The organism is Paraburkholderia sp. Cpub6, assembly GCF_014201065.1.
GTDB lineage: Bacteria > Pseudomonadota > Gammaproteobacteria > Burkholderiales > Burkholderiaceae > Paraburkholderia > Paraburkholderia tuberum.
Map to the genome: position 1 here is coordinate 24,861 of NZ_JACHDM010000012.1, position 24,368 is coordinate 49,228.

22 protein-coding genes, 1 tRNA gene and 2 pseudogenes are annotated in these 24,368 nt (G+C 61.5%); 11 read left to right on the top strand and 14 right to left on the bottom strand.

The features are described 5' to 3' along the window. Positions 1–92: 92 nt before the first annotated feature. From bfr to HDG33_RS20485, 4 genes are all read right to left on the bottom strand, one after another. Positions 93–572, bottom strand: a complete 480-nt coding sequence (gene bfr, locus HDG33_RS20470) for a bacterioferritin (protein WP_018418627.1) — start codon at positions 570–572, stop codon at positions 93–95. A 220-nt stretch (positions 573–792) separates the two neighbouring features. After that, entirely contained in the window at positions 793–2,316 is a 1,524-nt protein-coding gene (locus HDG33_RS20475; protein ID WP_184032610.1) for a fumarate hydratase, read from the bottom strand. 51 nt (positions 2,317–2,367) lie between these two features. Beyond that, entirely contained in the window at positions 2,368–2,760 is a 393-nt protein-coding gene (locus HDG33_RS20480) for a YqhA family protein (protein WP_221311484.1), read from the bottom strand. 166 nt (positions 2,761–2,926) lie between these two features. Beyond that, entirely contained in the window at positions 2,927–3,580 is a 654-nt protein-coding gene (locus HDG33_RS20485) for a DMT family transporter (protein ID WP_184032618.1), read from the bottom strand. Positions 3,581–4,052: 472 nt separating this feature from the next. Here HDG33_RS20485 and acs point away from each other — a divergent pair, with 472 nt between their 5' ends. The 4 genes from acs (at position 4,053) to HDG33_RS20505 (ending at position 8,805) form a co-directional block, all read left to right on the top strand. Further along, the gene (gene acs, locus HDG33_RS20490; protein WP_184032620.1) at positions 4,053–6,035 is read left to right on the top strand and encodes an acetate--CoA ligase; all 1,983 of its coding nucleotides are present in this window, start codon (positions 4,053–4,055) and stop codon (positions 6,033–6,035) included. A 157-nt stretch (positions 6,036–6,192) separates the two neighbouring features. Then, positions 6,193–6,621, top strand: coding sequence for a DUF4212 domain-containing protein (locus HDG33_RS20495; protein ID WP_184032622.1), 429 nt, complete (start codon positions 6,193–6,195; stop codon positions 6,619–6,621). 4 nt (positions 6,622–6,625) lie between these two features. Further along, positions 6,626–8,644: a sodium:solute symporter family protein gene (locus HDG33_RS20500; RefSeq protein WP_184032624.1), complete on the top strand. Its 2,019-nt coding sequence runs from the start codon at positions 6,626–6,628 to the stop codon at positions 8,642–8,644. Positions 8,645–8,714: 70 nt separating this feature from the next. Then, positions 8,715–8,805: transfer RNA gene (locus HDG33_RS20505), tRNA-Ser, on the top strand. 249 nt (positions 8,806–9,054) lie between these two features. On the opposite strand, the gene HDG33_RS20510 is transcribed toward HDG33_RS20505, so the two are convergent. Both HDG33_RS20510 and HDG33_RS20515 read right to left on the bottom strand, forming a co-directional pair. Beyond that, the gene (locus HDG33_RS20510) at positions 9,055–9,711 is read right to left on the bottom strand and encodes a hypothetical protein (RefSeq protein ID WP_184032626.1); all 657 of its coding nucleotides are present in this window, start codon (positions 9,709–9,711) and stop codon (positions 9,055–9,057) included. Positions 9,712–9,728: 17 nt separating this feature from the next. Beyond that, entirely contained in the window at positions 9,729–11,111 is a 1,383-nt protein-coding gene (locus tag HDG33_RS20515; RefSeq protein WP_184032628.1) for an AAA family ATPase, read from the bottom strand. Positions 11,112–11,728: 617 nt separating this feature from the next. On the opposite strand from HDG33_RS20515, the gene HDG33_RS20520 reads away from it, so the two are divergent. The 6 genes and pseudogenes from HDG33_RS20520 to HDG33_RS20545 all read left to right on the top strand — a co-directional run bounded on the left by HDG33_RS20520 (position 11,729) and on the right by HDG33_RS20545 (position 16,504). Next, on the top strand, positions 11,729–12,493 hold the full coding sequence (locus tag HDG33_RS20520) for a hypothetical protein (protein ID WP_260330530.1): 765 nt from the start codon (positions 11,729–11,731) through the stop codon (positions 12,491–12,493). A gap of 28 nt (positions 12,494–12,521) precedes the next feature. Further along, entirely contained in the window at positions 12,522–13,007 is a 486-nt protein-coding gene (locus HDG33_RS20525) for a hypothetical protein (RefSeq protein ID WP_260330531.1), read from the top strand. A 61-nt stretch (positions 13,008–13,068) separates the two neighbouring features. Continuing rightward, the gene (locus HDG33_RS20530; protein ID WP_184032630.1) at positions 13,069–13,269 is read left to right on the top strand and encodes a hypothetical protein; all 201 of its coding nucleotides are present in this window, start codon (positions 13,069–13,071) and stop codon (positions 13,267–13,269) included. Between the two features lie 37 nt (positions 13,270–13,306). After that, positions 13,307–14,098, top strand: a pseudogene (locus HDG33_RS20535) (RHO alpha subunit C-terminal catalytic domain-containing protein); the annotation flags it as partial. A gap of 15 nt (positions 14,099–14,113) precedes the next feature. Continuing rightward, positions 14,114–15,248, top strand: a pseudogene (locus HDG33_RS20540) (2Fe-2S iron-sulfur cluster-binding protein). 176 nt (positions 15,249–15,424) lie between these two features. After that, a complete protein-coding gene (locus HDG33_RS20545; protein WP_184032632.1) occupies positions 15,425–16,504 on the top strand; it encodes a phytanoyl-CoA dioxygenase family protein in 1,080 nt (359 codons plus the stop codon). A 108-nt stretch (positions 16,505–16,612) separates the two neighbouring features. Here the strand turns inward: HDG33_RS20545 and HDG33_RS20550 are convergent, their stop codons facing one another. Genes HDG33_RS20550 through HDG33_RS20580 form a run of 8 tightly spaced genes read right to left on the bottom strand, consistent with a single transcriptional unit; the run spans position 16,613 to position 23,111 of the window. Further along, positions 16,613–16,903 carry a contact-dependent growth inhibition system immunity protein gene (locus HDG33_RS20550; RefSeq protein ID WP_184032965.1) on the bottom strand — a complete coding sequence of 97 codons (291 nt, stop codon included), beginning with the start codon at positions 16,901–16,903 and terminating at the stop codon, positions 16,613–16,615. Continuing rightward, positions 16,893–16,973: a hypothetical protein gene (locus HDG33_RS38340; protein WP_409259047.1), complete on the bottom strand. Its 81-nt coding sequence runs from the start codon at positions 16,971–16,973 to the stop codon at positions 16,893–16,895. Before HDG33_RS38340 ends, HDG33_RS20550 begins: the two co-directional genes overlap by 11 nt. A 59-nt stretch (positions 16,974–17,032) precedes the next feature. Then, on the bottom strand, positions 17,033–17,425 hold the full coding sequence (locus HDG33_RS20555) for a Na+/H+ antiporter subunit G (protein WP_090803870.1): 393 nt from the start codon (positions 17,423–17,425) through the stop codon (positions 17,033–17,035). An 8-nt stretch (positions 17,426–17,433) separates the two neighbouring features. Next, positions 17,434–17,709, bottom strand: a complete 276-nt coding sequence (locus HDG33_RS20560; RefSeq protein WP_018418609.1) for a K+/H+ antiporter subunit F — start codon at positions 17,707–17,709, stop codon at positions 17,434–17,436. Beyond that, entirely contained in the window at positions 17,703–18,197 is a 495-nt protein-coding gene (locus HDG33_RS20565; RefSeq protein WP_184032634.1) for a Na+/H+ antiporter subunit E, read from the bottom strand. The genes HDG33_RS20560 and HDG33_RS20565 overlap by 7 nt, the downstream gene beginning before the upstream one ends. A gap of 2 nt (positions 18,198–18,199) precedes the next feature. Beyond that, positions 18,200–19,981, bottom strand: coding sequence for a monovalent cation/H+ antiporter subunit D (locus tag HDG33_RS20570; RefSeq protein WP_184032636.1), 1,782 nt, complete (start codon positions 19,979–19,981; stop codon positions 18,200–18,202). Continuing rightward, positions 19,978–20,310, bottom strand: a complete 333-nt coding sequence (locus HDG33_RS20575) for a Na+/H+ antiporter subunit C (protein ID WP_184032638.1) — start codon at positions 20,308–20,310, stop codon at positions 19,978–19,980. Before HDG33_RS20575 ends, HDG33_RS20570 begins: the two co-directional genes overlap by 4 nt. Continuing rightward, positions 20,310–23,111 carry a monovalent cation/H+ antiporter subunit A gene (locus tag HDG33_RS20580; protein ID WP_184032640.1) on the bottom strand — a complete coding sequence of 934 codons (2,802 nt, stop codon included), beginning with the start codon at positions 23,109–23,111 and terminating at the stop codon, positions 20,310–20,312. The genes HDG33_RS20575 and HDG33_RS20580 overlap by 1 nt, the downstream gene beginning before the upstream one ends. Positions 23,112–23,407: 296 nt before the next feature. Here HDG33_RS20580 and HDG33_RS20585 point away from each other — a divergent pair, with 296 nt between their 5' ends. Further along, positions 23,408–24,310 carry a bifunctional 2-polyprenyl-6-hydroxyphenol methylase/3-demethylubiquinol 3-O-methyltransferase UbiG gene (locus HDG33_RS20585; RefSeq protein WP_184032645.1) on the top strand — a complete coding sequence of 301 codons (903 nt, stop codon included), beginning with the start codon at positions 23,408–23,410 and terminating at the stop codon, positions 24,308–24,310. Positions 24,311–24,368: the final 58 nt, after the last annotated feature.

Here is a 24,368-nt window from a genome sequence, read left to right on the forward strand (position 1 = left end):
CAAGTATATCGCCCGTGCGGTACGGTCCGGCGCGAATGCCTGCTGGGCAGGCGTCGTGCCGCTACCGCGCGGGATGCTTCAGCGTGCTTCGATCAGGACTCGACCGAGCCCATCGCGCTTTGCTGGTAGTTCTGGATACCGACCTTGTCGATCAGATCGAGCTGGGTTTCGAGCCAGTCGATGTGCTCTTCGGTGTCGTCGAGAATCTTCGTGAAGATTTCGCGCGAGATGAAATCGCGCACCGATTCGCAGTAGGCAATCGCCTCCTTGCAGGTGCCTTGCGAAATCTGTTCGAGCTTCAGATCGCATTCGAGGATCTCTTTGGTTTCCTCACCGATCAGCAGCTTGTGCAGGTCCTGCAGATTCGGCAGACCGTCGAGCATGAAGATCCGTTCGATCAGCATGTCGGCATGCTTCATTTCGCCGATCGACTCGTCGTACTCGTGCTTGCCGAGCTTGTCGAGGCCCCAGTGGCCGTACATTCGGGCATGCAGGAAGTATTGATTGATCGCGGTCAGTTCGTTCTTCAACTGCGCGTTCAGATATTCGATGACCTTCTTGTCGCCTTGCATGTTATTTCCTTTTTCGGGGACCTTGAATTTCCAACAACAATAAACGTCATGTCCAAAAAAGCCAAGAGATCCGATACAACTGTTGGCGGCGTTGGCGGCGTTGGCGGCGTTGGCGGCCTCGTGCGTGCGGCGCCTTGCGCGTGCATGACGCACGGAAAGAAAAAGCCGGGATCGCGGCCCCGGCTTTTCGACTGACCTGAGTAGCGTTAATTGCGACTCATCAAGCGGTGGCGACCGGAATCTTGCCGATCCTGGCTTGCCATTCCTTCGGGCCGGTCTGGTGCACGGAGGTGCCGTTCGAATCGACGGCGACCGTGACCGGCATGTCCTGCACGTCGAACTCGTAGATCGCTTCCATGCCGAGGTCTTCGAACGCGAGCACCTTCGCGCTGCGGATCGCCTTCGACACGAGGTACGCCGCACCGCCGACGGCCATCAGATACGCGGCCTTGTGCTTCTTGATCGCCTCGATCGCGACCGGGCCGCGCTCGGCCTTGCCGATCATCGAAATGAGGCCCGTTTGCGCGAGCATCGTCTCGGTGAACTTGTCCATCCGCGTCGCAGTGGTCGGGCCCGCCGGGCCGACCGCTTCGTCGCGCACCGGATCGACCGGGCCGACGTAGTAGATCACGCGGTTCGTGAAATCGACCGGCAGCTTCTCGCCCTTCGCGAGCATGTCGGCGATGCGCTTGTGCGCGGCGTCGCGGCCCGTCAACATCTTGCCCGACAGCAGCAGCGTCTGGCCCGGCTTCCAGCCCGCCACTTCTTCCGGCGTCAGCGTGTTGAGGTCGACGCGCTTGCTGGTTTCCGTGTTCGGTTCCCAGTGCACCTTCGGCCATGCGTCGAGCGACGGCGCTTCGAGCCTGGCGACGCCCGAACCGTCGAGCGTGAAGTGCGCGTGGCGCGTCGCCGCGCAGTTCGGAATGATCGCGATCGGCTTGGATGCGGCGTGCGTCGGCGCGGCCATGATCTTCACGTCGAGAACAGTGGACAGACCGCCGAGGCCCTGCGCGCCGATACCGAGTGCGTTGACCTTCTCGTGCAACTCGACGCGCAGCTCTTCGATCCAGTCCTTCGGGCCGCGCGCGATCACGTCCTGAATGTCGATCGGGTCCATCAGCGATTCCTTCGCCATCACCATCGCTTTCTCAGCGGTGCCGCCGATGCCTATGCCGAGCATGCCCGGCGGGCACCAGCCCGCGCCCATCGTCGGCACGGTCTTCAGGATCCAGTCGACGATCGAATCCGACGGGTTCAGCATCGCGAACTTCGACTTGTTCTCCGAGCCGCCACCCTTGGCCGCGACCTGCACGTCGACGGTGTTACCCGGCACGATCTCGTAGTGGATCACGGCCGGCGTGTTGTCCCTGGTGTTCTTGCGCGCGCCTTCGGGCGGGCTCACGATCGATGCGCGCAGCACGTTGTCCGGATTCAGATAACCGCGGCGCACGCCTTCGTTGATCATGTCGGTGACGCTCATCGTGGCGCCGTCCCAACGCACGTCCATACCGACCTTCACGAACACCGTGACGATGCCGGTGTCCTGGCAGATCGGGCGCTTGCCTTCGGCGCACATGCGGCTGTTGGTCAGGATCTGCGCGATCGCGTCCTTCGCTGCGGGGCTCTGTTCGAGCTCGTACGCGCGGCCGAGCGCTTCGATGTAGTCGAGCGGATGGTAGTAGCTGATGTACTGCAGCGAATCAGCGATGCTCTGAATCAGGTCTTCCTGTTTGATGACGGTCATGGCTAGCTCAGTGGGGAGTGGCGCTTGTTGTCGGATCGCAGCACGGTGCGGTCAGTCTTGCGCCTTCATGGGAGTGGAAACCTTGATGCCGCCCACGGCGTGCAATGCCGCGGGCCCTTCGAAATGTTTGGGGAGCGTGTGCGTGGTGTTCTGATCGGGGCTGATGAAGGTCTTCAGCACATGGATCGACGAGAAGCTGATCAGCGCCATCGATAGCTTCACTTTCAGCACGCCGGCGTTCACGTGATCGAGCCATTCCGGTTCGTCCGGATGACCGTCGAGGCCGAGGCGCGATACGAACGTTTCATACCCGCCGATGATCACCATGATCAGCATCAGCCCGAGGTACAGCGGCACCTGCAGCCAGCGGCCCATGAAAATGAGGTGGGGCAGCGCGTGCATGGGGCGGCGCGGACGGGCGGAGGCGGGTCGCGAAGCGGACATAGGCAACGGTCAGATGAAGCGCGGGTGACGGAACAGGGGGCCAGGCGCCGACGGCGGTACGGGGCGCGGCCATCGAAGGGGCGCGAGACTCGCGTCAGGCGCGCTATTGTACAGCGTCGGTCGAATCTGCTGCTTTGCGGCGGGCAGCGCGCCCGCCACACCAGAATTACGATGCGATCGGCGGTACGCAGCGCGCTTTCAGGCTCGCGAGGCCGATACCGGCGACCACGCAGGCAAGCGCGATGCCGTGCGCGAGAGTGGGCCGCTCGCCGAGGAACTCGATGCCGTAGAGCGCCGCGGCGACTGGCGGCACCGCGCTGAACACGCCGGCAAGACTGCCTGGCACGTGACGGATGCCTTTCATCCACAGCCAGAACGAGAAGATGCTGGCCGACAGCCCGTACCACAGCACCAGCATCCAGACGCTCGACGGCACCGCGCGATAGTCGAAATGCGCGAGCGTGCGGCCATCCGACCGCTCCTTCAGGATCAGCCACGACAGCAGCGCGACGACCGCCGGAATCGTGCTCGTGATCACGCCGGCCGCGACCGCGCTGGTACGCGCGACGCCGTTGAGCATCAGCAGCGTGAAACCGAAGGTGCCGAATAGCGCCTGCAAAAACAGGTTGATCCATTCATCGCGTTTGACGCGGCGCAGTTTGGTCACGCGCAACAGCGGCCATAGCACGGCCATCGCGATCACGAAACGCAGCAGCGCGAACAGCGGGACGGGAACGAAGGCTACGATCGATTTACCGATTCCGACATTGCTGCCGACGAGCAGCATCGAGGTAATGAGAAGCAGGGCGTAGCGATTCAAGCTGGAATCCGGACGGCTAGTTCAGTTAGCATTGTAAAAGGCCGTGCGAGAGAGCATAAGGGTGCGAAAGCGGGCGCGCTGGCGGTGCGTCGAGTTCGCATCAACGGTATGCAATGTGCTGCGAGCGAGCGTAGAAGGCTCTGTAGAACGGCGATCTTTTTCGCGCGCATCTCGTCTGATCAACGCGTAACTGCGTCGATGGCTGGCGCGATCTAAGGGTTTTCGCTTGCAGATCAATACGATGCGCGTAAGTGGCCGGTAAGTTGCAGCGCATATGGTTAAGCCTTGACGCGGGATAGGATCGCGCAGGGCGCCCGCATGCACGGATGTTGCGATGCCGCACGCACGCGCGTTTGACGGTATCGCGAGGTGGGAGACAGCGCCGCTCGTGGCGGCTCGCACGGGATAAGGCCCGCGCGCCCGATGCGCGCCGGTACAGGTTTTACGTTTCATCTTCACCAAGGGGTTGTCGATGTCTGCGATTGAATCGGTTCTTCAGGAACGCCGCGTTTTTCCGCCCTCCGCTGACACTGCGAAGGGCGCCACGATCTCCGGCATGGACGCGTACCGGGCGCTCGCCGCCGAAGCGGAGCGCGACTACGAAGGCTTCTGGGGGCGTCTCGCGAAGGAGACGCTGAGTTGGCACAAGCCGTTTACGAAGGTGCTCGACGAATCGAAGGCGCCGTTCTACACGTGGTTCGAAGACGGCCAACTGAACGCGTCGTATAACAGCATCGACCGTCACGTCGAGGCCGGCAACGGCGAGCGCGTCGCGATCATGTTCGAAGCCGACGACGGTAGCGTCACCAACGTCACCTATCAGGATCTGCTGCAACGCGTATCGCGCTTCGCGAATGCGCTGAAAAAACGCGGCGTGAAGAAAGGCGACCCGGTCGTCATCTATATGCCGATGTCGATCGAGGGCATCGTCGCGATGCAGGCGTGCGCGCGGATCGGCGCGACGCACTCGGTCGTGTTCGGCGGCTTCTCGTCGAAGTCGCTCAACGAGCGGCTCGTCGACGTCGGCGCGGTCGCCTTGATCACGTCCGACGAACAGATGCGCGGCGGCAAGGCTTTGCCGCTGAAGAACATCGCCGACGAAGCGCTCGCCCTCGGCGGCTGCGAGAAGGTCACGAGCGTGATCGTGTACCAGCGCACCGGCGGCAAGGTCGCATGGGACGCAGGGCGCGACCTGTGGATGCACGAACTCGCACAGGCCGAGTCGGATCAGTGCGCGCCCGAATGGGTCGACGCCGAGCATCCGCTCTTCATCCTCTATACGTCGGGCTCGACCGGCAAGCCGAAGGGCGTGCAGCACAGCACCGGCGGCTATCTGCTGTGGGCCGCGCAAACGCTGAAATGGACCTTCGACTGGCGCCCCTCCGACGTGTTCTGGTGTACCGCCGACATCGGCTGGATCACCGGCCATAGCTACATTACGTACGGGCCGCTCACGCTTGGCGGCACCCAGGTCGTGTTCGAGGGCGTGCCGACCTATCCGGACGCCGGGCGCTTCTGGCAGATGATCGCGAAGCACAGGGTCACGCTGTTCTATACGGCTCCTACTGCGATCCGCTCGCTGATCAAGGCCTCCGAGGCCGACGCTAAAGTGCATCCCAAGAGCTACGACCTGTCGACGTTGCGCATCATCGGCACGGTCGGCGAACCGATCAATCCGGAAGCGTGGGTGTGGTACTACGAGAACGTCGGCGGCGGCCGCTGTCCGATCGTCGATACGTGGTGGCAGACCGAGACCGGCGGCCATATGATCGCGCCGATGCCGGGCGCGACGCCGCTCGTGCCGGGTTCGTGCACGCTGCCGCTGCCGGGCATCATGGCTGCGGTCGTCGACGAAACCGGGCAGGACGTGCCGAACGGGCAGGGCGGCATTCTGGTGGTCAAGCGTCCGTGGCCGGCGATGCTGCGCAACGTGTGGGGCGATCCGGACCGCTACAAGAAGAGCTACTTCCCCGACGAGCTCGGCGGCAGGCTCTACCTCGCCGGCGACGGCGCGGTGCGCGACAAGGAGACCGGCTACTTCACGATCATGGGCCGCATCGACGACGTGCTGAACGTGTCGGGCCATCGTCTCGGCACCATGGAAATCGAGTCGGCACTGGTGGCCAATCCGCTCGTCGCGGAAGCCGCCGTGGTGGGCCGCCCCGATGCGACGACCGGCGAGGCGGTGTGCGCGTTCGTGGTGCTCAAGCGTGCGCGTCCGCAAGGCGAAGAGGCCGTGAAGCTCGCGAACGACCTGCGCAACTGGGTCGGCAAGGAGATCGGTCCGATCGCGAAGCCGAAGGACATCCGCTTCGGCGAGAACCTGCCGAAGACGCGTTCGGGCAAGATCATGCGTCGTCTGTTGCGTTCGCTCGCGAAAGGCGAGGAAATCACCCAGGACGTGTCGACGCTGGAAAACCCGGCGATTCTCGATCAGCTCGGCGAGTCGATTTAAAGCGTTGTAAGCGGATCTGCGCGGACGGCGGCGGCGTGTCGATCGATACGCTTGCGGGCATGCCGCGCAGACCCGTTATTCGAGCTGACGGCTTGCATCGCGGCGTCGCGCGGACAATCCCAATTGCCTCGCCGATGCCTTTTTGATACATAGGCGCATGGCCGCGCCGCACCTATCCTCCCACGCCACGTTGAACCCCCCGCCCGAACCGCCACCGGTCTCGGCGGCGATGGCGCTCGCGCATCGCAAGTACTGGCGTTTCAACCTCGCGCTGATCGCGGTGCTGATGACGCTTGGCTTCTTCGTCTCCTTCGTCGTGCCATTGCTGGCGCTCGCGCTCGCGCAGGTGCACGCAGGCGGCTTCAGGCTGCCGTTCTACTTTGGCGCACAAGGCGCGATCCTGATCTACCTCGCGCTGATCGTCGTCTATATCGTGCTGATGCAGCGCGCCGATCGTCAGTTGCAGCACGCGTTCGAAGCGGATTCGCAGCGCGATGCGGCAAGCGGTCCCGCCGCGGATTCCACCACCGGCGCGAACGATGACGTCAAGATCGACACAGACGCGCCGGCCGCGCGCGGGCGCTGAGCCGATGAAGCTCTCGCATCGGCTGATCCGCTCCTACGCGCTCTATACGCTCGGCTTTCTGCTGTTCATCTACGTGATGTGGCGCATCGAGCGCAGCACCGGTCCCGGGGTGTGGATCGGCTATGTGTTCCTGTTCGTGCCGATCGCGGTGTATGCGGTGATTGGCGTGCTGTCGCGCACGTCCGACCTGGTCGAATACTACGTAGCGGGGCGGCGCGTGCCGTCGGCGTTCAACGGCATGGCGACCGCGGCCGACTGGTTGTCGGCCGCGTCGTTCATCGGTCTGGCCGGCTCGATCTACGCGACCGGCTACGACGGCCTCGCGTACCTGATGGGCTGGACCGGCGGCTATTGCCTCGTCGCGTTCCTGCTCGCGCCGTATGTGCGCAAGCTCGCGCGCTACACGATTCCCGATTTTCTCGGCACGCGCTATTCGAGCAACGCGGTGCGCGGCCTCGCGGCGCTCGCCGCGATCCTGTGCTCGTTCGTTTATCTGGTCGCGCAGATCCAGGGCGTCGGCCTGATCGCGACGCGCTTTATCGGCGTCGATTTCGCGGTCGGCATTTTCTGCGGACTCGCGGGCATTCTGGTGTGCTCGTTTCTGGGCGGCATGCGTGCCGTCACGTGGACCCAGGTCGCGCAGTACATCATCCTGATCCTCGCGATGCTGATACCGGTATCGATGATCGCGCACAAGGACGGCCTCGGCTGGGTGCCGCAATTTAGCTATGGGCGCCTGATGGAGCGCATGGAAGGGCTCGAGAAACAGGTGCGCGACGCGCCGCTCGAGGAGCGCGTGCGCGACGACTATCGACGCCGCGCCGCGTTGATGCAACTGCGGCTCGATACGCTGCCGCAATCGTTCATCGAGGAAAAGCAGCGGCTCACGCAGGAGGTCGGCGATCTGCGCCGCCATAACGGTCCGTTGCGGGAGATCAAGGAGCGCGAGCGCGCGCTCGAACAGTTTCCGCGCGATGCCGCCGCCGCGCAGATCGTCTGGAGTCAGAAGCGCGACGACATGCTGATGCGGGCGAGCGCGCCGGTGCCGATGCAGGAACCGTTTCCTGCTGTCGGTGATGAAGACCGGAGCACGCACGCGCGTAACTTTCTATCGCTGCTGCTGTGTCTGTCGCTTGGCACGGCGAGCCTGCCGCATATCCTGACGCGCTACAACACGACGACTTCGGTGGCGTCGGCGCGGCGCTCGGTCGGCTGGACGCTCTTTTTCGTCGCGCTGTTCTATCTGACCGTGCCGGTGCTGGCGGTGCTGATCAAGTACGAGATCCTGTCGAATCTGGTCGGCCATCATTTCGCCGATCTGCCGCAGTGGCTGACGCAATGGCGCAAGGTCGAACCGAGCCTGATCAGCCTCGCCGATACGAACGGCGACGGTATCGTGCGCTGGAGCGAGATCCAGATGCAGCCCGATATGGTCGTGCTCGCGGCGCCCGAGATCGCGGGGCTGCCGTATGTGATGTCGGGCTTGATCGCGGCGGGGGCGCTCGCGGCGGCGCTATCGACCGCGGATGGTCTGCTGCTGACGATCGCGAACGCGCTATCGCATGACGTGTACTACCACATGGTCGATCCGAACGCGTCGAGCCAGCGGCGCGTGACGATCTCGAAGATTCTGCTGCTGGGTGTCGCATTGTTCGCGTCGTACGTGGCGTCGCTGAATACGGGGAATATTCTGTTTCTGGTCGGGGCGGCGTTTTCGCTGGCGGCGTCGAGTCTGTTCCCGGCGCTCGTGCTCGGCGTGTTCTGGAAACGCACGACGCGGCTCGGGGCGGTGGCGGGGATGGTCGCGGGGCTCGTCGTGTGCATCTACTACATCGTGTCGACGTATCCGTTCTTCACGCAGATGACGGGATTCACAGGTGCGCGCTGGTTTGGCATCGAGCCGATCAGTTCGGGCGTGTTCGGTGTGCCGGCGGGTTTTCTCGTGGCGATCGGGGTGAGTTTGCTCGATCGAAAGGCGGACGCTTATACGATCGCGCTGGTCGACTATATCCGGCATCCGTAGGCGGTTTGCGTGGGGCTTTGGCCAGGGTGTGGCGCAGGGCGCGAAGTTTGCTATAATTCGGCTCCCCGCCGGAGAGATGGATGAGCGGTTTAAGTCGCACGCCTGGAAAGCGTGTATAGGTTAATAGCCTATCGGGGGTTCGAATCCCCCTCTCTCCGCCAGAATGAAATATCAAAACCCTGCAAGTTCAGTGAATTGCAGGGTTTTTGTTTTTCTGACTGACAAATCGACTATCAAACGACCTTCAAACGACCTTCAAACGACTTTCGGCGGGGCGCGGGTCAGGGACACCATAAGCGCATCGCTGACCGCGCCCCGCTGAAAGCGTATCGTGCGCACCCTGAGAGGGCAAATTCGTACTGGCAAGATGTTCGAGCAGTGCGCGCCGCGCCCCGTGGGGTCGGCAACAATCACATTGCTCCGGCGAGGCCGCGCATTTTGCGTTGGGCAAAAGTTGTGATCTTTCCACGGAAACGTTGATAAGACGGCAAATCCTGCACCGGTCCGCTAGTGTTGAGATCAAACGCTAGGCGCGCTCGCATCTCAAAGAAACGATTCTTAAATTTCCTCAAGCGAGCGCCCTGAGTCTCGCTCGCTTCACATAGGGCCTCGAGCAACAGCCCCTTGGCGTCTCTAACATCCTCCAGTCGGCGAATCGCGGGAATACAATCCAACTTCCCTCTGTAATCCGCGTTGCCGGCTATGCGCTTGATTGCCTCGCGATCGGTGAGGAGCCACGTTTCCAACTGCGTCACCGGAATGACTGGAATGACCCTGTCTGCTGCCACCAGACCGTCTGCGGCCGCGATGATTTCTTGTTCCCGCTGGACGATCCCAGCGTTGTCCGCGTCTCGATGGACAAATATCACGTCGGCGTTTGGATAGTGCCTCAATAGAGCATCAAGCTTCTCACGAACCGTGCGCCCAACTGGACGCTGGAACATGCTCAAATCCGGAGCTTCGCCGCTGACTTCTGAGAAACCCTCCTCAATTAAGACATTTTCGATATGGTCCACCAAATTCAAATCGGATGTGCCTTCGCCCGTGAGTATGAAACGTATTTTCATGTCCGCCTCCCCATCGTTTATTCTTCTAAGTCCAGCTCTATTTGAGCATTCGGCGGAAGTGTGAGATAAGCAATGATCGACCCTCGGTCGACGCAGGCGTTGTTTGGCACGTTTCGCCAGCTATCCTGCAAACTCTTGCAGCGAATCGTTGATGCCGGTTTGCCATCTGGCCCACGAACTTTGACGATATCTGCGTAGATCAGGTCGTCCGGCGTCTCGAGCTTCACCAGTACTGGTGAGTGTGTGGCAATAAAAATCTGCCGCATGGGGTTGTCCTCGCCTGCAGGCTGGTTCGCATCGACTGCCAACTCCTTGAGCAATCCAAGCATCGCACTCATCTTGGCGGGATGAATGCCATTCTCAGGTTCCTCAAAGCAGAGCAACCCTTTGAAATCTGGGTCCTCAGCCATAATGCACAGTGCAAGGAATCGCAATGTACCGTCAGAAAGCGCTCGTGCTGGAAGGAAGGCGCCCGAGCGTTCCTTGACTTCAATGGTTAATAGTTGTCGGACCTGATCGACGTCGACCCTGACATCCGAAGTAGGAACAATCTCCGACAATCGACTGGCAATACGCGAACAGACGTTCTGATCTCGTCGCTGAAGTTTATACAACGTGGCGGCCAGTTTCCCCCCGTCTGCACCGACACTGCTTTCTTCGTGCATCTTGTTTGAACGCCGCATGGCGCTCGGCTCCAAGGAAAGAAAGCGCCATGACTGCATTTCCCTGCGCGCTGCGAGAACAGTGGGCCACACTGCGCTATTGGTATTTGCAACAACCGTCTTTGGAATTCGATGCGCGGGGATTTTTTGCGGTTGACCGCCACTGCCCCCGTCTTGGTGCAAATGAATTTCGGTTATGCCGTCGTCCACGACCTGTGTCGAAATGTATCCGGCTCCCTTCCGCTTATTCACGACTACCTGATCGCGAAACAGCGCGGCACTCAAAGGAAAATGAAGCTTGTTGGCCGCTTCGCCCTTATTGATATATGTCAGCGCTTCGCGGGCGAGATAAAGCCCCAAGGATCCGGAAGACTCGTCCTGTGGACCGCGAGCGAGTTCCACCTCGTAGCGCAGAAAGGTTGATGTTGCTCGTGCTCTTCGACCGAAGTCGTCGACGAGGTCCAGTGGCACGATCATTTCTACCGCCAGTGAAAGTCGCTCCGCCCGAAAATCACTGCTGGTCCAGAAGACGTCAAGCGGATCGGAAGACTCCGAATCGCGTACCGCCAATGCAGCTTCCATAATGGACTTATCGCTCAGCAGCGAGAGGAATTTTATCGCATCGAAAATGTTCGACTTGCCGACGCCATTGAGCCCTGCGATGCAATTGAAAGGGCCAAACGACACGGAAAAGTTGAGCAGGTTTTTGAATCCGTGAGCTTCGAGCTTAGTAAGCATAGCTTTCCCGGTTATCTAGCCAGCGGGCGAGGTGGCAGCCTACGATGTCTTGTTACTGGCTCTTTCGTCTACTGGCGGACGCTGGCTTGGTCGTGCCAGATCATAACGCGCCATTCCAATATTGGGTATCAGAGACGGTAATGAATCGTCCGTCTGATTGATCTGGTGGACCGTCCTCTCGGCAGTCATTGTCTTGACCATTGAATGAAGCCAAGTCGCCATTGCGTGGCAGTTAGCCCGCAGTAGGCAGCGATTACCGCGAGGGCTCCGACGACGACGCCAACCGCCGTCTTGGCGGCATGACTCAAAAGGCTCATAGGTCTTTCCCATACGTACACGAGTGCAGCACTGTAGCGCACGCGGACCAAGATCTGCTCCGCTAATCCGTGCCCCCTGCGACGCAGCGTGCCTGTCTGTTTTTCCCCCATATGGCCCTCCGCCAAATGCTTGGAAAAGTTGAACCGCGAAGCCATTCCCGCGAGCGTCTTTTTTTTTCCGTTTCAGCGAGAGCCGTCGAGATTTTGGGCGGTCGCCCATGTACGGACTGCCTGTCGCACGGTAATTATCTGACTGCTGTCAACTCCGGCAGCGACTTCAGATAGACCATCGACACACCTATGTCCCTGTCCGTATTTGAAATGCACTCCGTGGAGCTGTTCTGCCAGCGGCCACCGGGTGCCTGTTATGTCATCTGCGACGAATGGCACTATAAAGCGTGCCTCGGCAAGGCCGCAGACCTTCAGAGGGCCACGGCAGAGACCCGGGAATTTCTTGCTATTGCCGAACTGAATCACAGGAAGTGGGAGGAGGACCGGAAGCTGATTAGGAATCTCATTGGCAGTCACTGGCTGTTTTTTCATGATGTACGGGACCGCAACCCTGATACCGATGGCTGGTGGGTGATCGTTGCTCTTCTCGAAGAGGTTCGCCGGGGCAAACTGCTTGCCGTTAAAGGTCCGCGTAATGGCCTGTTTCCGTCACCGTACAGCAGCACGCCGTTAATGAATCCCGTAGGGAGGACCGGCAGTCACACGAACGGCGAGCCCATTCTGTCCGTCCAGTATGATCCGGCCACCTGGCAAACCCGGCCGAACGCTGCGCGCGCAGCCAGGGCTGGCGATAGGGGTGCATCAACGCTGCTTGGTGATGCGCAGCCATTCGAGTATCGGCCTGACATGCCTGATGTAGACGCCGTGCAGGTCGCTGGCAATCAGGGAACACCTCGCAACAATCAGGCACAGAACAAACAAACCGATGACATCGCTCGAATTTTGCGGCTAACGCCCGGTCAATCCCGGCAGCTTCACGACGAGATTACCGGTCAAGGGCTCGGGTTTCATGAAATCATGGAGCGCGCGAAAGATATGTTTAACCTGTGGTAATTGACAAGGTCAGAACAGGAGAATTTTGATGGTTGATACACAGAAAGAAATCGGGCGTCGTTTATCGGCGCTTCAGGGCCTGCAATTGAGCAGCGTGAACCGTGCTGCCGATATGCTGACTTTGGGGTTTGGCGATCTGCGGCCCGTCACCAACTTTCGCGGCGTTATCAAACATGTCGGCGAATGGGCACTCCATATCCAATGCGCTTGGAGGCTAGAGGAAACGGCTCAAGTTGTGGCAACTCAAGAAGATCTCAGCGGGTCCGACGAAAGCGCATACGCGACTGCGGATCACCTTCGAGGACTGCTGGTAGAGCGCGGACCTTGTATTGTCGATGGCGTGTCAGTCAGTGACGACGGGGGCATGATCGTTTCGCTGTCGCGCGGATTTCGTCTCGTCGTTACCCCGGATGGAATCGAAGGAGCCGAAGACTGGCGATTTTTCGCCCCAGGCGTTGACGCGGCGCATCTTGTGATTAAAGGTGGGGCCGTCGCCCCTGAGTCTTTCGAGTGAAAAGTAAAAGCCGATCCTTGCACCCCAGTTCGATCGTCGTTCGCTACGACACCGAGAAAAAATGCTGGTGTGCAATGCTGTCGCCGAAGCGGCAATACGTCCGTTGTGCGAGGGGAAACTGGACATTCCCGTACTGCTGGAAGAATTCGATTTCAAGCTTGACGACGAGTTCGCACGTCGTTTTGGCGCTGCCATTCTGAGCCTGCTGGCTGAATACAAGCTGGAGCTGAAACAGTTCGTTTCTGTCACTCCGGCACCATAGAGAGCTTGTCCGTTTCGCGCTGTCCGGCAGAAACGGAGAACAACCCGAGGACATCTCGAAGCTGGAAGAGACGATGACGCCTCGATTCGCACCGTACGATTTGCGAAATACGAAGATTGCCTTCGAGCAGGAAATCATCGAGAACGGCAATTGGAAACTCGTGATGGAAAATAACCGCGAGTGCTACCACTGCCAGGCCACTCATCCGGAACTGACGGCCTCATTCCTGCCCGAAGACTTCGGCTTCTGTCCAGAGAATCTGAGCGAAGAATCGCTGCGCGCACTCGAAGACTACAAGACGCGTAACGCGGCGTGCCAGACGAGCTGGGAGCGCGATGGGTTCATAGGCGAGGCCGTCGAGTGGCTTGACGAAGATGCGGTCACCCAGTTCCGGGCGCAGCAACTTGGCATCGCCGGCGAAGGCGAGTCGCAGACCATCAGCACCAGGGTCGCCAGCACGAAGCTGTTCGGCAATCTCACGCGACGCGACCTCGGCGACCAGCACCTGTGGACACACAACTCATGGACTCACGTCATGAGCGACCACGCGGTCATCTCGTACATCATTCCCGTTGCCCCCGACAAGACGCTGGTGCGCACCAAGTGGCTGGTTCATGCCGATGCGGTTGAGGGTGCCGATTACAACCTCAAGAATTTGACTGAAGTCTGGATAGCGACCAACACACAGGACAAGCACCTGGTGGAAATCACGCACGAAGGTACGCAAGACCCCGCATATGTGCCGGGTGTGTTCTCGCCGTTCACCGAAGCCTATGTCGACCAGTTTTCACGCTGGTATGCGGTCCGCCTGAGCGCGCACGGCATCTGAAGCAGAGTCACCATCATGAATTCCGTAGAAAAGATGTTTGACCGGGCACCGGAGATTGTCGACCGACTCACTCACGCCGGAACCTGGGAAAGTGGTGCCCGGCATTGGCCGAGTGGTGAACAGCAAACGCTGACGTGCTGCCGCATCGTTGACGAAACGCACGACGTCAAGAGCTTCGAGTTCCGCACGGAGGATGGTTTGCCAGTGCGCTTTGAGCCGGGGCAGTTCATGACGGTGTCCGCGAACGTACAGGGACACACAGTCGAACGCTGCTACACGATTTCTTCGCCGCCAACGCGTCCATATCTGGTGTCCATTACCGTCAAGCGCGTGCCTGGCGGCGTCATGTCGAACTGGCTTCACGACAATATGAAGCCGGGGGGGGGGGCAGTTGCGCGCATATGGTCCGTCGGGAACCTTCACGTCTACGGTTTCCGCTGCGCCAAAGTCGCTCTATCTGTCAGCCGGTTCGGGAGTGACGCCACTGATGTCGATGACCCGGGCGAGCATCGACCTCGGGCTTGACCGGGATATCGCATTTGTGCAAAGCGCGAGGACGCCTGCCGATATCGTTTTTCGCGCGGAACTGCAGAGGCTGGCGAAGCTGTCGCCGCGACTGAAGCTGTTCTTCGTATGCGAAGGCATCGGTGACGAAGGCGACTGGGCTGGCGCGACAGGTCGGCTTAGCCTGCAACGGCTTTCTGAATGGCTGCCCGACTTCAAGGAGCGGGAATTCTTCACCTGCGGCCCTGCCGGCTACATGTCCGCAGTAAAAGAATTGCTCCACGAAGGCGGTCACGACCCGGACCGTTACCATCAGGAAAGCTTCACTTTCGCGCCGGCTGTGGCGCCGGAGCCTGTGGAGGAAAAGAACGGTGCGGTTCGAGAGGTGTTCACGGTCAGGCTTTCCCGCTCGGCCAGGACGTTCACCATGAGCCCGTCTGAAACCGTGCTGGCTGCTGCCAGGAAGAACAGCGTCCCGATACCGTCGTCCTGCAGTCAGGGTGTATGCGGGACGTGTAAAACCAGGGTGCTCGAGGGCACTGTGGATATGAAGCACAACGGTGGGATTCGTGAAAGAGAGGTTCAAAAGGGCTTCCGTTTGCTTTGCTGCAGCCGACGCACATCGGACCTCGTTCTCGAGCTTTGAAACTGCATTCCGAATTCCTCCCGCGATAGTCCGGTCGTGCGGACTGTGCTCCAGATTGAGGTTGGCGCGAGCGGCGCTGCACATGGTGATGACAAGGTAACGGTGGTGCGGCAAAACCAACGTGCTAGACTGCATCGGTGGTCATTCGCAACATAAACATTGCCGATACACCCAACATGAATACTTCCTTCGTGAATCCGTTGTCAGGCGTTCCAGATGTTGAATCGCCGTTCTTCGACGAGCTTTTCGCCCAGAAGGAGGCATCTGAAAACGTTTTACGTGTGGCCAGACAACTCCGTGAGAATGGCTTCGCGATTATCGATTTTCCGGATGCCGAGTTCGACGCGCGCGCGGAACGAATCAAAACGAAATTCCATGGAAGGTTTGATTTTGACCACTGGCGCGACGAGCTCTGGCATAAAAATGACGGCATGAGGGTGCAGGACGCGTGGGAGACCGACGAGGACGTGCGATCGCTGGCCTCCAATCCACAGATTCTTCATCTTCTTTCCCAGCTCTACGGACGCCGTGCCATCCCGTTCCAGACGCTGAACTTTCCTGTCGGAACCCAGCAGCCTATCCACAACGACGCCATACACTTTTCGTGCGTTCCAGAGCGCTTCATGTGCGGTGTGTGGGTCGCATTGGAAGACGTGGACGGCACCAATGGCGCGCTCGAATACTATCCGGGCAGCCACAAATTTCCGACCTATGTGAATGAGCACATGGGCGTCTGCTCGGCAACGCAGCACAAGCCCACGGCGCACTACGCTCGATACTTGAGCCTCTGGCAGCAACTGATCAGGAAAGCAGGAATCGCCCCTGTAACGTTCCACGCCAGGAAGGGGCAGGCACTGATTTGGGCTTCGAACCTGCTGCATGGCGGCTCGAAGCAGACCGATCCAACCCGTACCCGTTGGAGTCAGGTCACGCACTATTACTTCGAAAACTGCGTGTACTACACCCCTGTGGTATCTGACCCGGCGTTCGGTCAGACCCACTATCGACAGATCAAGGATGCCAGCACAGGTTTTGTTCAGCCCAACATTTATTCTGGAGTCGAGGTCGAGCATGCCGTCATCGAACGCAGCATGCCTGATGCATTTGAGCCTTACGCAAGGCCGAAACTCCCACCGGATTTCGATTCCGCCGTCTATCTCCAACTCAATCCGGACGTTGCGGCAGCCAATGCAGATCCGGCGGCACACTACCTTGAACACGGGTGTCGGGAAGGGCGGCGGTGGAAGTTTCTCTGAGACGTGGGGTATTCGATCCACGCCGGTTCAGCCATCAGATCGGCAAGGTCGGGCTCGGAGTGGCCACGCCAGGTGAGATCGAACCAACCTCGCGCTCCGACGAGTCGCTTACTCGCTCAGAAGACGCCTCAATTCCTCGAGAAACGAAGCGGTCGTGTAGCCCCACAACGCCGGGTCGAAATCTTGCCCGTAATCCGTTTCAAACGCTGAATCCAGATCATCCGGGTGCTCGCTTATGAACGAATCTATTTCGTGGATCATTTCGAGGTGGCTTTCCCGCGGGCAGTCCCTCTTGTAGCATGAAACAATTTCCGGAATCGTATCTCCCCATAAATCAGAATCCTGATTAAGGTATGCGCCAAACAACTGATACAGTTTCGGGTAACGATCATCCAACATATGCAGTAAGAATGTAGTACGGCATTCCATTGTAGGTTTGATATTTCAGTACAACGACAACCTCATTCATCCGCGTCAATTTTCCTGTCTGTCGTGCAATTCCCGAGAGGCGCGAAGCTTCGACAAGCCTCACCCCTCATCCCCCTCCCGCAACTCCCCCGTATTCCCCCGTTCCGCGCAAGCGCCCGTAACAGGCGGCCGCCCCCGCGTCGCCTCCGACAGCGTCACTCCCTGCTGAATCCCAGCCTTCGCCAGCATATGTGCGCTAATCGGCGCGGTGAGAAACAGAAACGCCGGAATCAGCAATTCATGCAGGCTCGCGAAGTTGTTATGCGCGCTGAAATACACCACCGACGCGAGCACGATGCCGCCCACACCGAGCGTGGTCGACTTGGTCGGACCGTGCAGCCGCATGAAGAAGTCGGGCAGCCGAGCGAGCCCGACCGCCCCGACCAGCGTGAACAGACTGCCGGCCAGCAGCAGCAAACAAACGATCGCTTCGACAAAAGTTTCCATCGGCATACCCCACGCTAGTTGAGTTCGATGATGTCGCCGCGCTGCAGGTACTTGGTGAGCGCGACGGTACCCACGAAACCCATCACGGCAATCAGAAGCGCAACCTCGAAGAGCACCGTCGAGCGCAAGCTGATGCCGTACACGACGATCAACGCGATCGCATTGATGTTGAGCGTGTCGAGCGCGACGATGCGATCGGGCAGCGACGGCCCGCGCACGAGGCGCCACAGCGCGAGCAGGAACGCGATGCCGAGGATCGCGAGCGAGATCGGAATCACGATGGCTAGCATGCGAAGATCTCCATCAAAGGGGCTTCATAACGGGACTTGATGAGCGCGATGAGTGCCGCTTCGTCGCCGAGATCGAGCACGTGCACGGAGAGGCGCGTGCGGTCGTCGCTGAGTTCGGCGCACAGCGTGCCTGGGCTCAGCGAGACCACGCTGATAAGCACCGTGAGCGCGATCTCGTGGGTGCTGTCGAGTGGCACTTCGATGAACGCCGGGCGCATCCGCTGCGTCGGGCCGAGCACGAGCAGCGCGACCTCGACGTTGGCCACGATGATATCGACCAACACATGCCAGGCGAGGAGCACGAGCAGCCACGGTCGGCCGAAGCGCACCGGTCGCAGCCACAAGCCTTCGGCGACGCGAAAAGAGATCGCGTAGCCGAGCGCGGCGCCGAGCAGCAGATTGCCCGGCGAGACGTCGTTCATCAGCAGCACCCAGCAGATGATCAGCAAGACCGCGAGCCACGGGTGGGGGAAGAGCCTTTTCAACATCGTCAGTTCCCCTGTGCGTCGGCCGTGGTCGCGGCGGCCGCTGGTGGCGAGGAGCGCGCCGCGGGCAGGATCGCGTGCACGTAGGCGGCGCGATCGAATAGCTGTGTCGCCGTATCGGTGAGATAGTGCCGCACCGCGCCCGCGCCGAGCGTGATGGCCACGACGCAGCCGAGCAGGATCGCGCAGGCGGCGAGCTTCGCATTACTGCCACGCGGTGCGCGCTCCTCTTTGCCGGCGGCGGCGCGCGCGGCCGGCGCGGCCCACATCAGGCGCGTGCCCGTGCGGCTCAGCGCGACGATCGAGAGCAGGCTCGACAGCAGTACGGCCGGCCACAGCACGACTGCCGCGCCGAGCGGCGTGGCGGCCAGCACCATCGCCTTGCCGAGGAACCCGGACAGCGGCGGCAGGCCCGCGGCGCCCACCGCGGCGATCAGATAGAGCAGCGCGGCGAGGTTCGACGGCCACGGTGCATGCGTGCGCGGGACCGCTTCGACCGTAGCTTCGGCTTCGGTGCGAGCCGGTTCCCCGACCAGCACGGCGAGCGCGCCGGCCGTCTCGACCTGCAGCGGCTGCACCCGCGCCAGCGTCGCCACCGCTTCGCCGTCCGGGTCGGGCGAGATGGCCGCCGCGGCCGCGTCGTCGAGCGCTTCGAGCGAGCCGGGCTCGATCGAATTGGCATCGGCGGAAACGGCGGCATGGGCGGCGTGCGGGGTCGGGGCTTGCTCGGGTTCGAGCGTGTCGGCGAGCAGGAACAGCGCGCCAGTGCAGAGCGTCGTGCTGATCAGGTAGTAGAGCAGCGCGCTCCATGCAAGCGGCGTCTGTAGTGCGATCGCCGCGATCAGCAGACCCACCGAAACCAGCACGAGATAGCCCGTCGTGGTCTTGAGACTCGACACCGCCAACGCGCCCAAGGCGCCGAACACGATCGTCGCGATCGCGAGCCACCACGCCCACTGATGCATGAACGCATCGAGCACGCCGCCCGCCGCGCCGAACACGAGCGCGTCGCAGCGCAGCATCGCATAGATGCCGACCTTGGTCATGATCGCGAACAGCGCGGCCACCGGGCCGATGGCGCTGCGGTAGGCCTGTGGCAACCAGAACGACATCGGAAACACGGCGGCCTTGAGGCCGAACACGAGCATCAGCGTCGCGCCCGCGAACTGCGCGAGCGGCAGCGACTCCGGCCCGAGACGCGCCAGACGTTCGCCCATGTCGGCCATGTTGAGCGTGCCCGTGACGCCGTAGAGCACGCCGATCGCGACCAGAAAGAACGACGAACCGACGAGGTTCATCAACAGATAGTGCAGCCCGTTGCGCACCCGTCGCGCGCCGCCACCATGCAGCAGCAGCGCGTACGACGCGATCAGCAGCAGCTCGAAGAACACGAACAGGTTGAAGAGATCGCCCGCGAGGAAGGCGCCGTTCAGGCCCATCAGCTCGAACTGGACCAGCGCACGGAAATAGCGGCCGCGCCTCGCGTCCTCGCTCGAGGTGCCGAGCAGGCAGCAGACCGCCAGCACGGCGGTGAGCACCAGCATCAGCGCGCCGAGCCGGTCGAGTTCCAGCACGATGCCGAACGGCGCGGGCCATGCGCCGAGCGCGTAGCTGGCGATCTCGCCTTGCGCGGCGCGCGCCATCAGCAGGCACGCGACGGGCAGCAGCGCGATGATGGCGAGCGCGTTCAGCGCGCGTTGCAGGCGTTTCGCGCGCGGCGGCAGCACGACGATGACGCCCGCGGAAAAGAGCGGAATCAGGATCGGGAGCAGGAGAACGTGGTTCATTCGCCGCGCGTCTCCTCGTCATTGACGTGATCGTTGCCCGTGATCGAAAACGAGCGCAGCGCGAGCACCACGGTGAAGGCCGTCATTGCGAAGCCGATCACGATGGCCGTCAGCACGAGCGCTTGCGGCACCGGATCGACGTATTGCGCCCCCGCCGCGATGACCGCTGGCTTGCCGATCGCAAGCCGGCCCATGCCGAGCAGGAACAGGTTGATCGCATACGAGAACAGCGTGATGCCGAGAATCACCGGCAACACGCGCGCGCACAGCAGCAGGTAGATGCCGCACGCGCAAAGCACGCCGATCGCGATGGCAAAGGCGGCTTCCATCAGCTTTTCTCCACGGACTGCATGTCCTTGTCGCGTACGCCGAGGTGCGAGACGATCGTGAGCGTCGTGCCGACCACCGCGCCCGTTACGCCGAGATCGAACAGCATCGCCGTGGACAGTTCGATCTCGCCGATCAGCGGCACGTGCAGGTGCCCGAACGCACTGGTCAAAAACGGCTGGCCGAACGCGAGACTGCCGAGCCCCGTGGCCGCGGCGATCAGAATGCCGAAGCCCGCAAGCGCGCGGTAGTTGAGGTGGATGCGCGACTCGGTCCACAGCACCCCGCTCGCGACGTACTGCAGCAACAACGCGATCGAGAGGATCAGCGACGCGATGAAGCCGCCACCGGGCAGGTTGTGGCCGCGCAGGAACACGAACACGGCGACGAGCACGGTGAGCGGCAGCATCAGCCGCGCGAGGATCGCGAGCATCAGCGGATGCGATTGCGACGACCATGGCCGGCCATCCGGCCCCGCATCGGGCGACTTCAGGCGCAGCCCGCGCAGCAGCGCCTTGACGGCGAGCCCCGCGACCACGAGCACGCTGATTTCGACCATCGTATCGAAGCCGCGGAAATCCACGAGGATCACGTTGACGACGTTGTGGCCGCCGCTGCCGGGCAGCGCATTCGCGAGGAAGTACGGAGCGATGCCTGGCAGCGGCGCGCTCGTCATGATCCTGTACGACACGGCGCCGAGCAGCGCGCCGCCCGCGAGCGCGAGCACGCCGTTGCGCAGCCGGACCGGGAGCGGCTCGACGGCGCGTTGCAGCGCGGGCAGGAAATAGACGGCCAGCACGAGCAGCAGGATCGTGACCAGTTCGACGGAGATCTGCGTGAGCGCGAGATCGGGCGCGGAGAAGCGCACGAAGGCGAGCGACACGAGCAGGCCGCAGGTGCTCAGCATCACGAGCGCGTAAAGGGTGCGCGCACGCACGCACACCACGCCGACGGCGAGCAACGCCATCAGCACGAGGCCGCCCAGCGTGAACGGATCGGGCGGCAGGCGCGTGTGGCTGCCGCTCCAGGTGTCGAGCGCGACGAGCGCCACGCCCGGCACGATCAGCATCGCCGCGATCATCCATGCGAGGTAGGCCGGCAGCGAGCGCGTCTCGAACAAGCGCACGATCACGCCGGCGCACTGTTCGAGACGCTGCACGAAGCGGTCGAAGATTTCGCTCGCGTTCAACTCGGTGAGCGCCGTGCGACGGTGGCGGAACGCATTGCGGCGCAGGAAAAAGAGCGCCGCACCCGCCGCGAACGACACCGCGCTCATCACGAGCGGCGTATTGACGCCGTGCCACAGGCTCAGGCTGTAGTCGGGTAGCTTGCCGCCGAGCGTGACCCACGCGGCCGACTCGAGCAGCCTGCCGATGCTTTGCTGCGGGAACAGGCCGATCAGCAGGCACAGCGCCACGAGAATCTCGACCGGCAGCCGCATGAAGCGCGGCGCCTCGTGCGGCGGATAGTGCGGCAGATCGCGCGGCGTCTCGCCGTCGAAAAACACGCCCCAGACGAAACGTAGCGAGTACGCCACGGAGAGCGCCGCCGCCACGATCGCGATGACCGGCACGGCGAGGTTCAGCGGCCCGAACATCCTTTGCGCGAGTGTTTCGCCGAAGAACATTTCCTTCGAGAGAAAACCGTTGAGCAGCGGCACGCCGGCCATCGACAGCGACGCGACGCTCGCGAGCACGGCCGTATGCGGCATGTACCTGCGCAGGCCGCGCAGACGGCCCAGATCGCGCGTGCCGGTTTCGTGATCGACGATGCCCGCGGCCATGAAGAGCGACGCCTTGAACACCGCGTGGTTGACCGTGTGAAAGAGCGCGGCGACAGTCGAGAGCTGCGTGTCGAGGCCGAACAGCAGCACGATCAGGCCGAGATGGCTGATGGTCGAATAGGCGAGCAGGCCCTTCAGATCGCGCTGCAACAACGCCATCCCCGCGCCGCCCACCAGCGTGACGAGCCCGGCCACTGTCGCCGTGTAAGCCCACAGGTGGGTACCTTCGAGGACCGGATAGAGACGCGCGAGCAGGAACACGCCGGCCTTCACCATCGTCGCCGAATGCAGATAGGCCGACACGGGTGTGGGCGCCGACATCGCGTGCGGTAGCCAGAAGTGAAAAGGAAACTGCGCCGACTTCGTGAACGCCGCGAACAGCGTGAGCAGCAGAATGGCCGGGTAGAGCGGATCGTGCTGCACCTTGTCATGCTGGGCGAGCACGTCGTTCAGCTCGTAGCTGCCGCATACGTGGCCGAGCAACAGCACGGCCGCAAGCAGCGCGAGACCGCCCGCGCCGGTGATGGTGAGCGCCATGCGTGCGCCGCGCCTCGCGTCGGGCCGCGATGGCCAGAAGCCGATCAGCAGGAACGAGACGAGGCTCGTCAGTTCCCAGAAGATGACGAGCAGCAGCAGGTTGTTCGACAGCACAATGCCGAGCATCGCGCCCATGAAGAGCAGTAGCAGCAGGTACAGACGCGGCAACGAATCGCTGCCGGCGAGGTAGTAGCGTGCGTAGATGAAGACGAGCAGGCCGATCGCGAGTACGAGCAACGCGAACATGAACGAGAGGCCATCGAGGCGCAGCGACAGCGCGAGGCCGATGTCGGGCATCCACTCATGGCGCCATTGCAGCACGTCGTGGTCGCCCATGCCCACGCGCTCGCTCAGCAGCAGCGCGCAGCCGAACAGCGCCGTCGCGAACGCGATCCAGGTGCAGAGCGCGGCGGCGCGCGGCCTCGTGAGCGCAATGAGCGCCGCGGCCATGAACGGAAGTAGGACGAGCCACCCCAGTACCATTCGATGCCCTCCGGTAGTTCGAGTGTTAGACGGTGTGGCTGGCCGGTGGGGAGTGGGCCGGCGTGCCGCCAGCCGGGCGGCTGCCCACGGGGCACAATCATAGCCGCAAACAGCCCGGCAGTTCACATCGATACATCAAGCATAAATATACGCACCGCGAAGCGGGCGGCGAGCGCGACCGATGCCCAATCATGCCCATTGATGCGGACGCGCGTTCGATTTAACACCCGTCGCGTGACATGCGGCGCGCTGATGCACCATAATCGGCAAACTTGACGATCAATCGAGGCGCCAAATTGAAAGGAACTGAACTGGATCTGTATGCAACAGAAGAGCCAGGCCACACTTTGGCTTTCAATCTTTTCGATGGCACATGGGTGTCCGATGTGCCGGGCTACGGTTTAGGTATGGCGCCCCATTTCGACGATGGGCGTCTCCACTGGTTCGAGATCATGTGCGGCGGCTTTTCCGGAAAAAGCGTGCTCGAACTCGGACCCATGGAAGGCGGCCATACTTTCATGATGGCCAAAGCCGGCGCCTCACGTGTCCTTGCTATCGAGGCGAATTCGAAGTCCTTTCTCAAATGCCTGCTCGTGCAGAATGCATTGAAGTTCAATGCCGAATTCATGTATGGCGATTTCAGAGAATTGCTGAAAAAGCGCGATCAGCGATTCGATCTGATTCTTGCAAGCGGTGTGCTCTATCACATGATGGATCCGGTATCGCTACTGGAAGATATGGCATATGCGTCAGATTCGATCTGCCTCTGGACGCACTATTACGATGCCGAAGTCGCGCGGACGAATGCGAACCTGCAAAGGCACGTCGATCCGACGCCAACCGTCTCGGCGTTTCGCGGACGCGAAGTGCATCTCCACCGACATAGTTATCTCGACAGCATCAACAACGTAAAATTCATCGGCGGGACTGCTCCGCAAGCCAACTGGATGACCCGTGAAAGCCTGATGACGGTCCTCGACGCACTGGGTATGACGGTGATCGTCGGCGTGGACGATCGCGAACAACATCCGGCCGGCCCGTCGATTCTTCTTTACGCTGCTCGTATTCCGCATTTCAACGATGCGCAGTATCTTCAGCGCAACCCCGACGTAGCAGAAGCCGTTGCGCACAAGCACATCAGCTCTGGCGCGGAACACTACATCCGCTATGGCCGTGCGGAAGGGCGCTCGTTCGAGTGATCGACACCGCGCAGCCAGCGTCGTGTTCAAGCCAGTTACCCTAAAACGCGAACCCGGA

What these genes read in the sequence shown, in the direction of transcription:
- HDG33_RS20565 (WP_184032634.1), bottom strand. Translation starts at nt 18,197, where the DNA reads ATGTTGAAAAGGCTCTTCCCCCACCCGTGGCTCGCGGTCTTGCTGATC.
- HDG33_RS20580 (WP_184032640.1), bottom strand. Translation starts at nt 23,111, where the DNA reads ATGGTACTGGGGTGGCTCGTCCTACTTCCGTTCATGGCCGCGGCGCTC.
- HDG33_RS20525 (WP_260330531.1), top strand. Translation starts at nt 12,522, where the DNA reads ATGGTTGATACACAGAAAGAAATCGGGCGTCGTTTATCGGCGCTTCAG.
- HDG33_RS20545 (WP_184032632.1), top strand. Translation starts at nt 15,425, where the DNA reads ATGAATACTTCCTTCGTGAATCCGTTGTCAGGCGTTCCAGATGTTGAA.
- HDG33_RS20550 (WP_184032965.1), bottom strand. Translation starts at nt 16,903, where the DNA reads ATGTTGGATGATCGTTACCCGAAACTGTATCAGTTGTTTGGCGCATAC.
- HDG33_RS20530 (WP_184032630.1), top strand. Translation starts at nt 13,069, where the DNA reads ATGCTGGTGTGCAATGCTGTCGCCGAAGCGGCAATACGTCCGTTGTGC.
- HDG33_RS20575 (WP_184032638.1), bottom strand. Translation starts at nt 20,310, where the DNA reads ATGGAAGCCGCCTTTGCCATCGCGATCGGCGTGCTTTGCGCGTGCGGC.
- HDG33_RS20495 (WP_184032622.1), top strand. Translation starts at nt 6,193, where the DNA reads ATGGCCGCGCCGCACCTATCCTCCCACGCCACGTTGAACCCCCCGCCC.
- HDG33_RS20515 (WP_184032628.1), bottom strand. Translation starts at nt 11,111, where the DNA reads ATGCTTACTAAGCTCGAAGCTCACGGATTCAAAAACCTGCTCAACTTT.
- HDG33_RS20500 (WP_184032624.1), top strand. Translation starts at nt 6,626, where the DNA reads ATGAAGCTCTCGCATCGGCTGATCCGCTCCTACGCGCTCTATACGCTC.
- HDG33_RS20480 (WP_221311484.1), bottom strand. Translation starts at nt 2,760, where the DNA reads ATGTCCGCTTCGCGACCCGCCTCCGCCCGTCCGCGCCGCCCCATGCAC.
- acs (WP_184032620.1), top strand. Translation starts at nt 4,053, where the DNA reads ATGTCTGCGATTGAATCGGTTCTTCAGGAACGCCGCGTTTTTCCGCCC.
- HDG33_RS20475 (WP_184032610.1), bottom strand. Translation starts at nt 2,316, where the DNA reads ATGACCGTCATCAAACAGGAAGACCTGATTCAGAGCATCGCTGATTCG.
- HDG33_RS20520 (WP_260330530.1), top strand. Translation starts at nt 11,729, where the DNA reads ATGTCCCTGTCCGTATTTGAAATGCACTCCGTGGAGCTGTTCTGCCAG.
- HDG33_RS38340 (WP_409259047.1), bottom strand. Translation starts at nt 16,973, where the DNA reads ATGAATGAGGTTGTCGTTGTACTGAAATATCAAACCTACAATGGAATG.
- HDG33_RS20510 (WP_184032626.1), bottom strand. Translation starts at nt 9,711, where the DNA reads ATGAAAATACGTTTCATACTCACGGGCGAAGGCACATCCGATTTGAAT.
- bfr (WP_018418627.1), bottom strand. Translation starts at nt 572, where the DNA reads ATGCAAGGCGACAAGAAGGTCATCGAATATCTGAACGCGCAGTTGAAG.
- HDG33_RS20555 (WP_090803870.1), bottom strand. Translation starts at nt 17,425, where the DNA reads ATGCCGATGGAAACTTTTGTCGAAGCGATCGTTTGTTTGCTGCTGCTG.
- HDG33_RS20560 (WP_018418609.1), bottom strand. Translation starts at nt 17,709, where the DNA reads ATGCTAGCCATCGTGATTCCGATCTCGCTCGCGATCCTCGGCATCGCG.
- HDG33_RS20570 (WP_184032636.1), bottom strand. Translation starts at nt 19,981, where the DNA reads ATGAACCACGTTCTCCTGCTCCCGATCCTGATTCCGCTCTTTTCCGCG.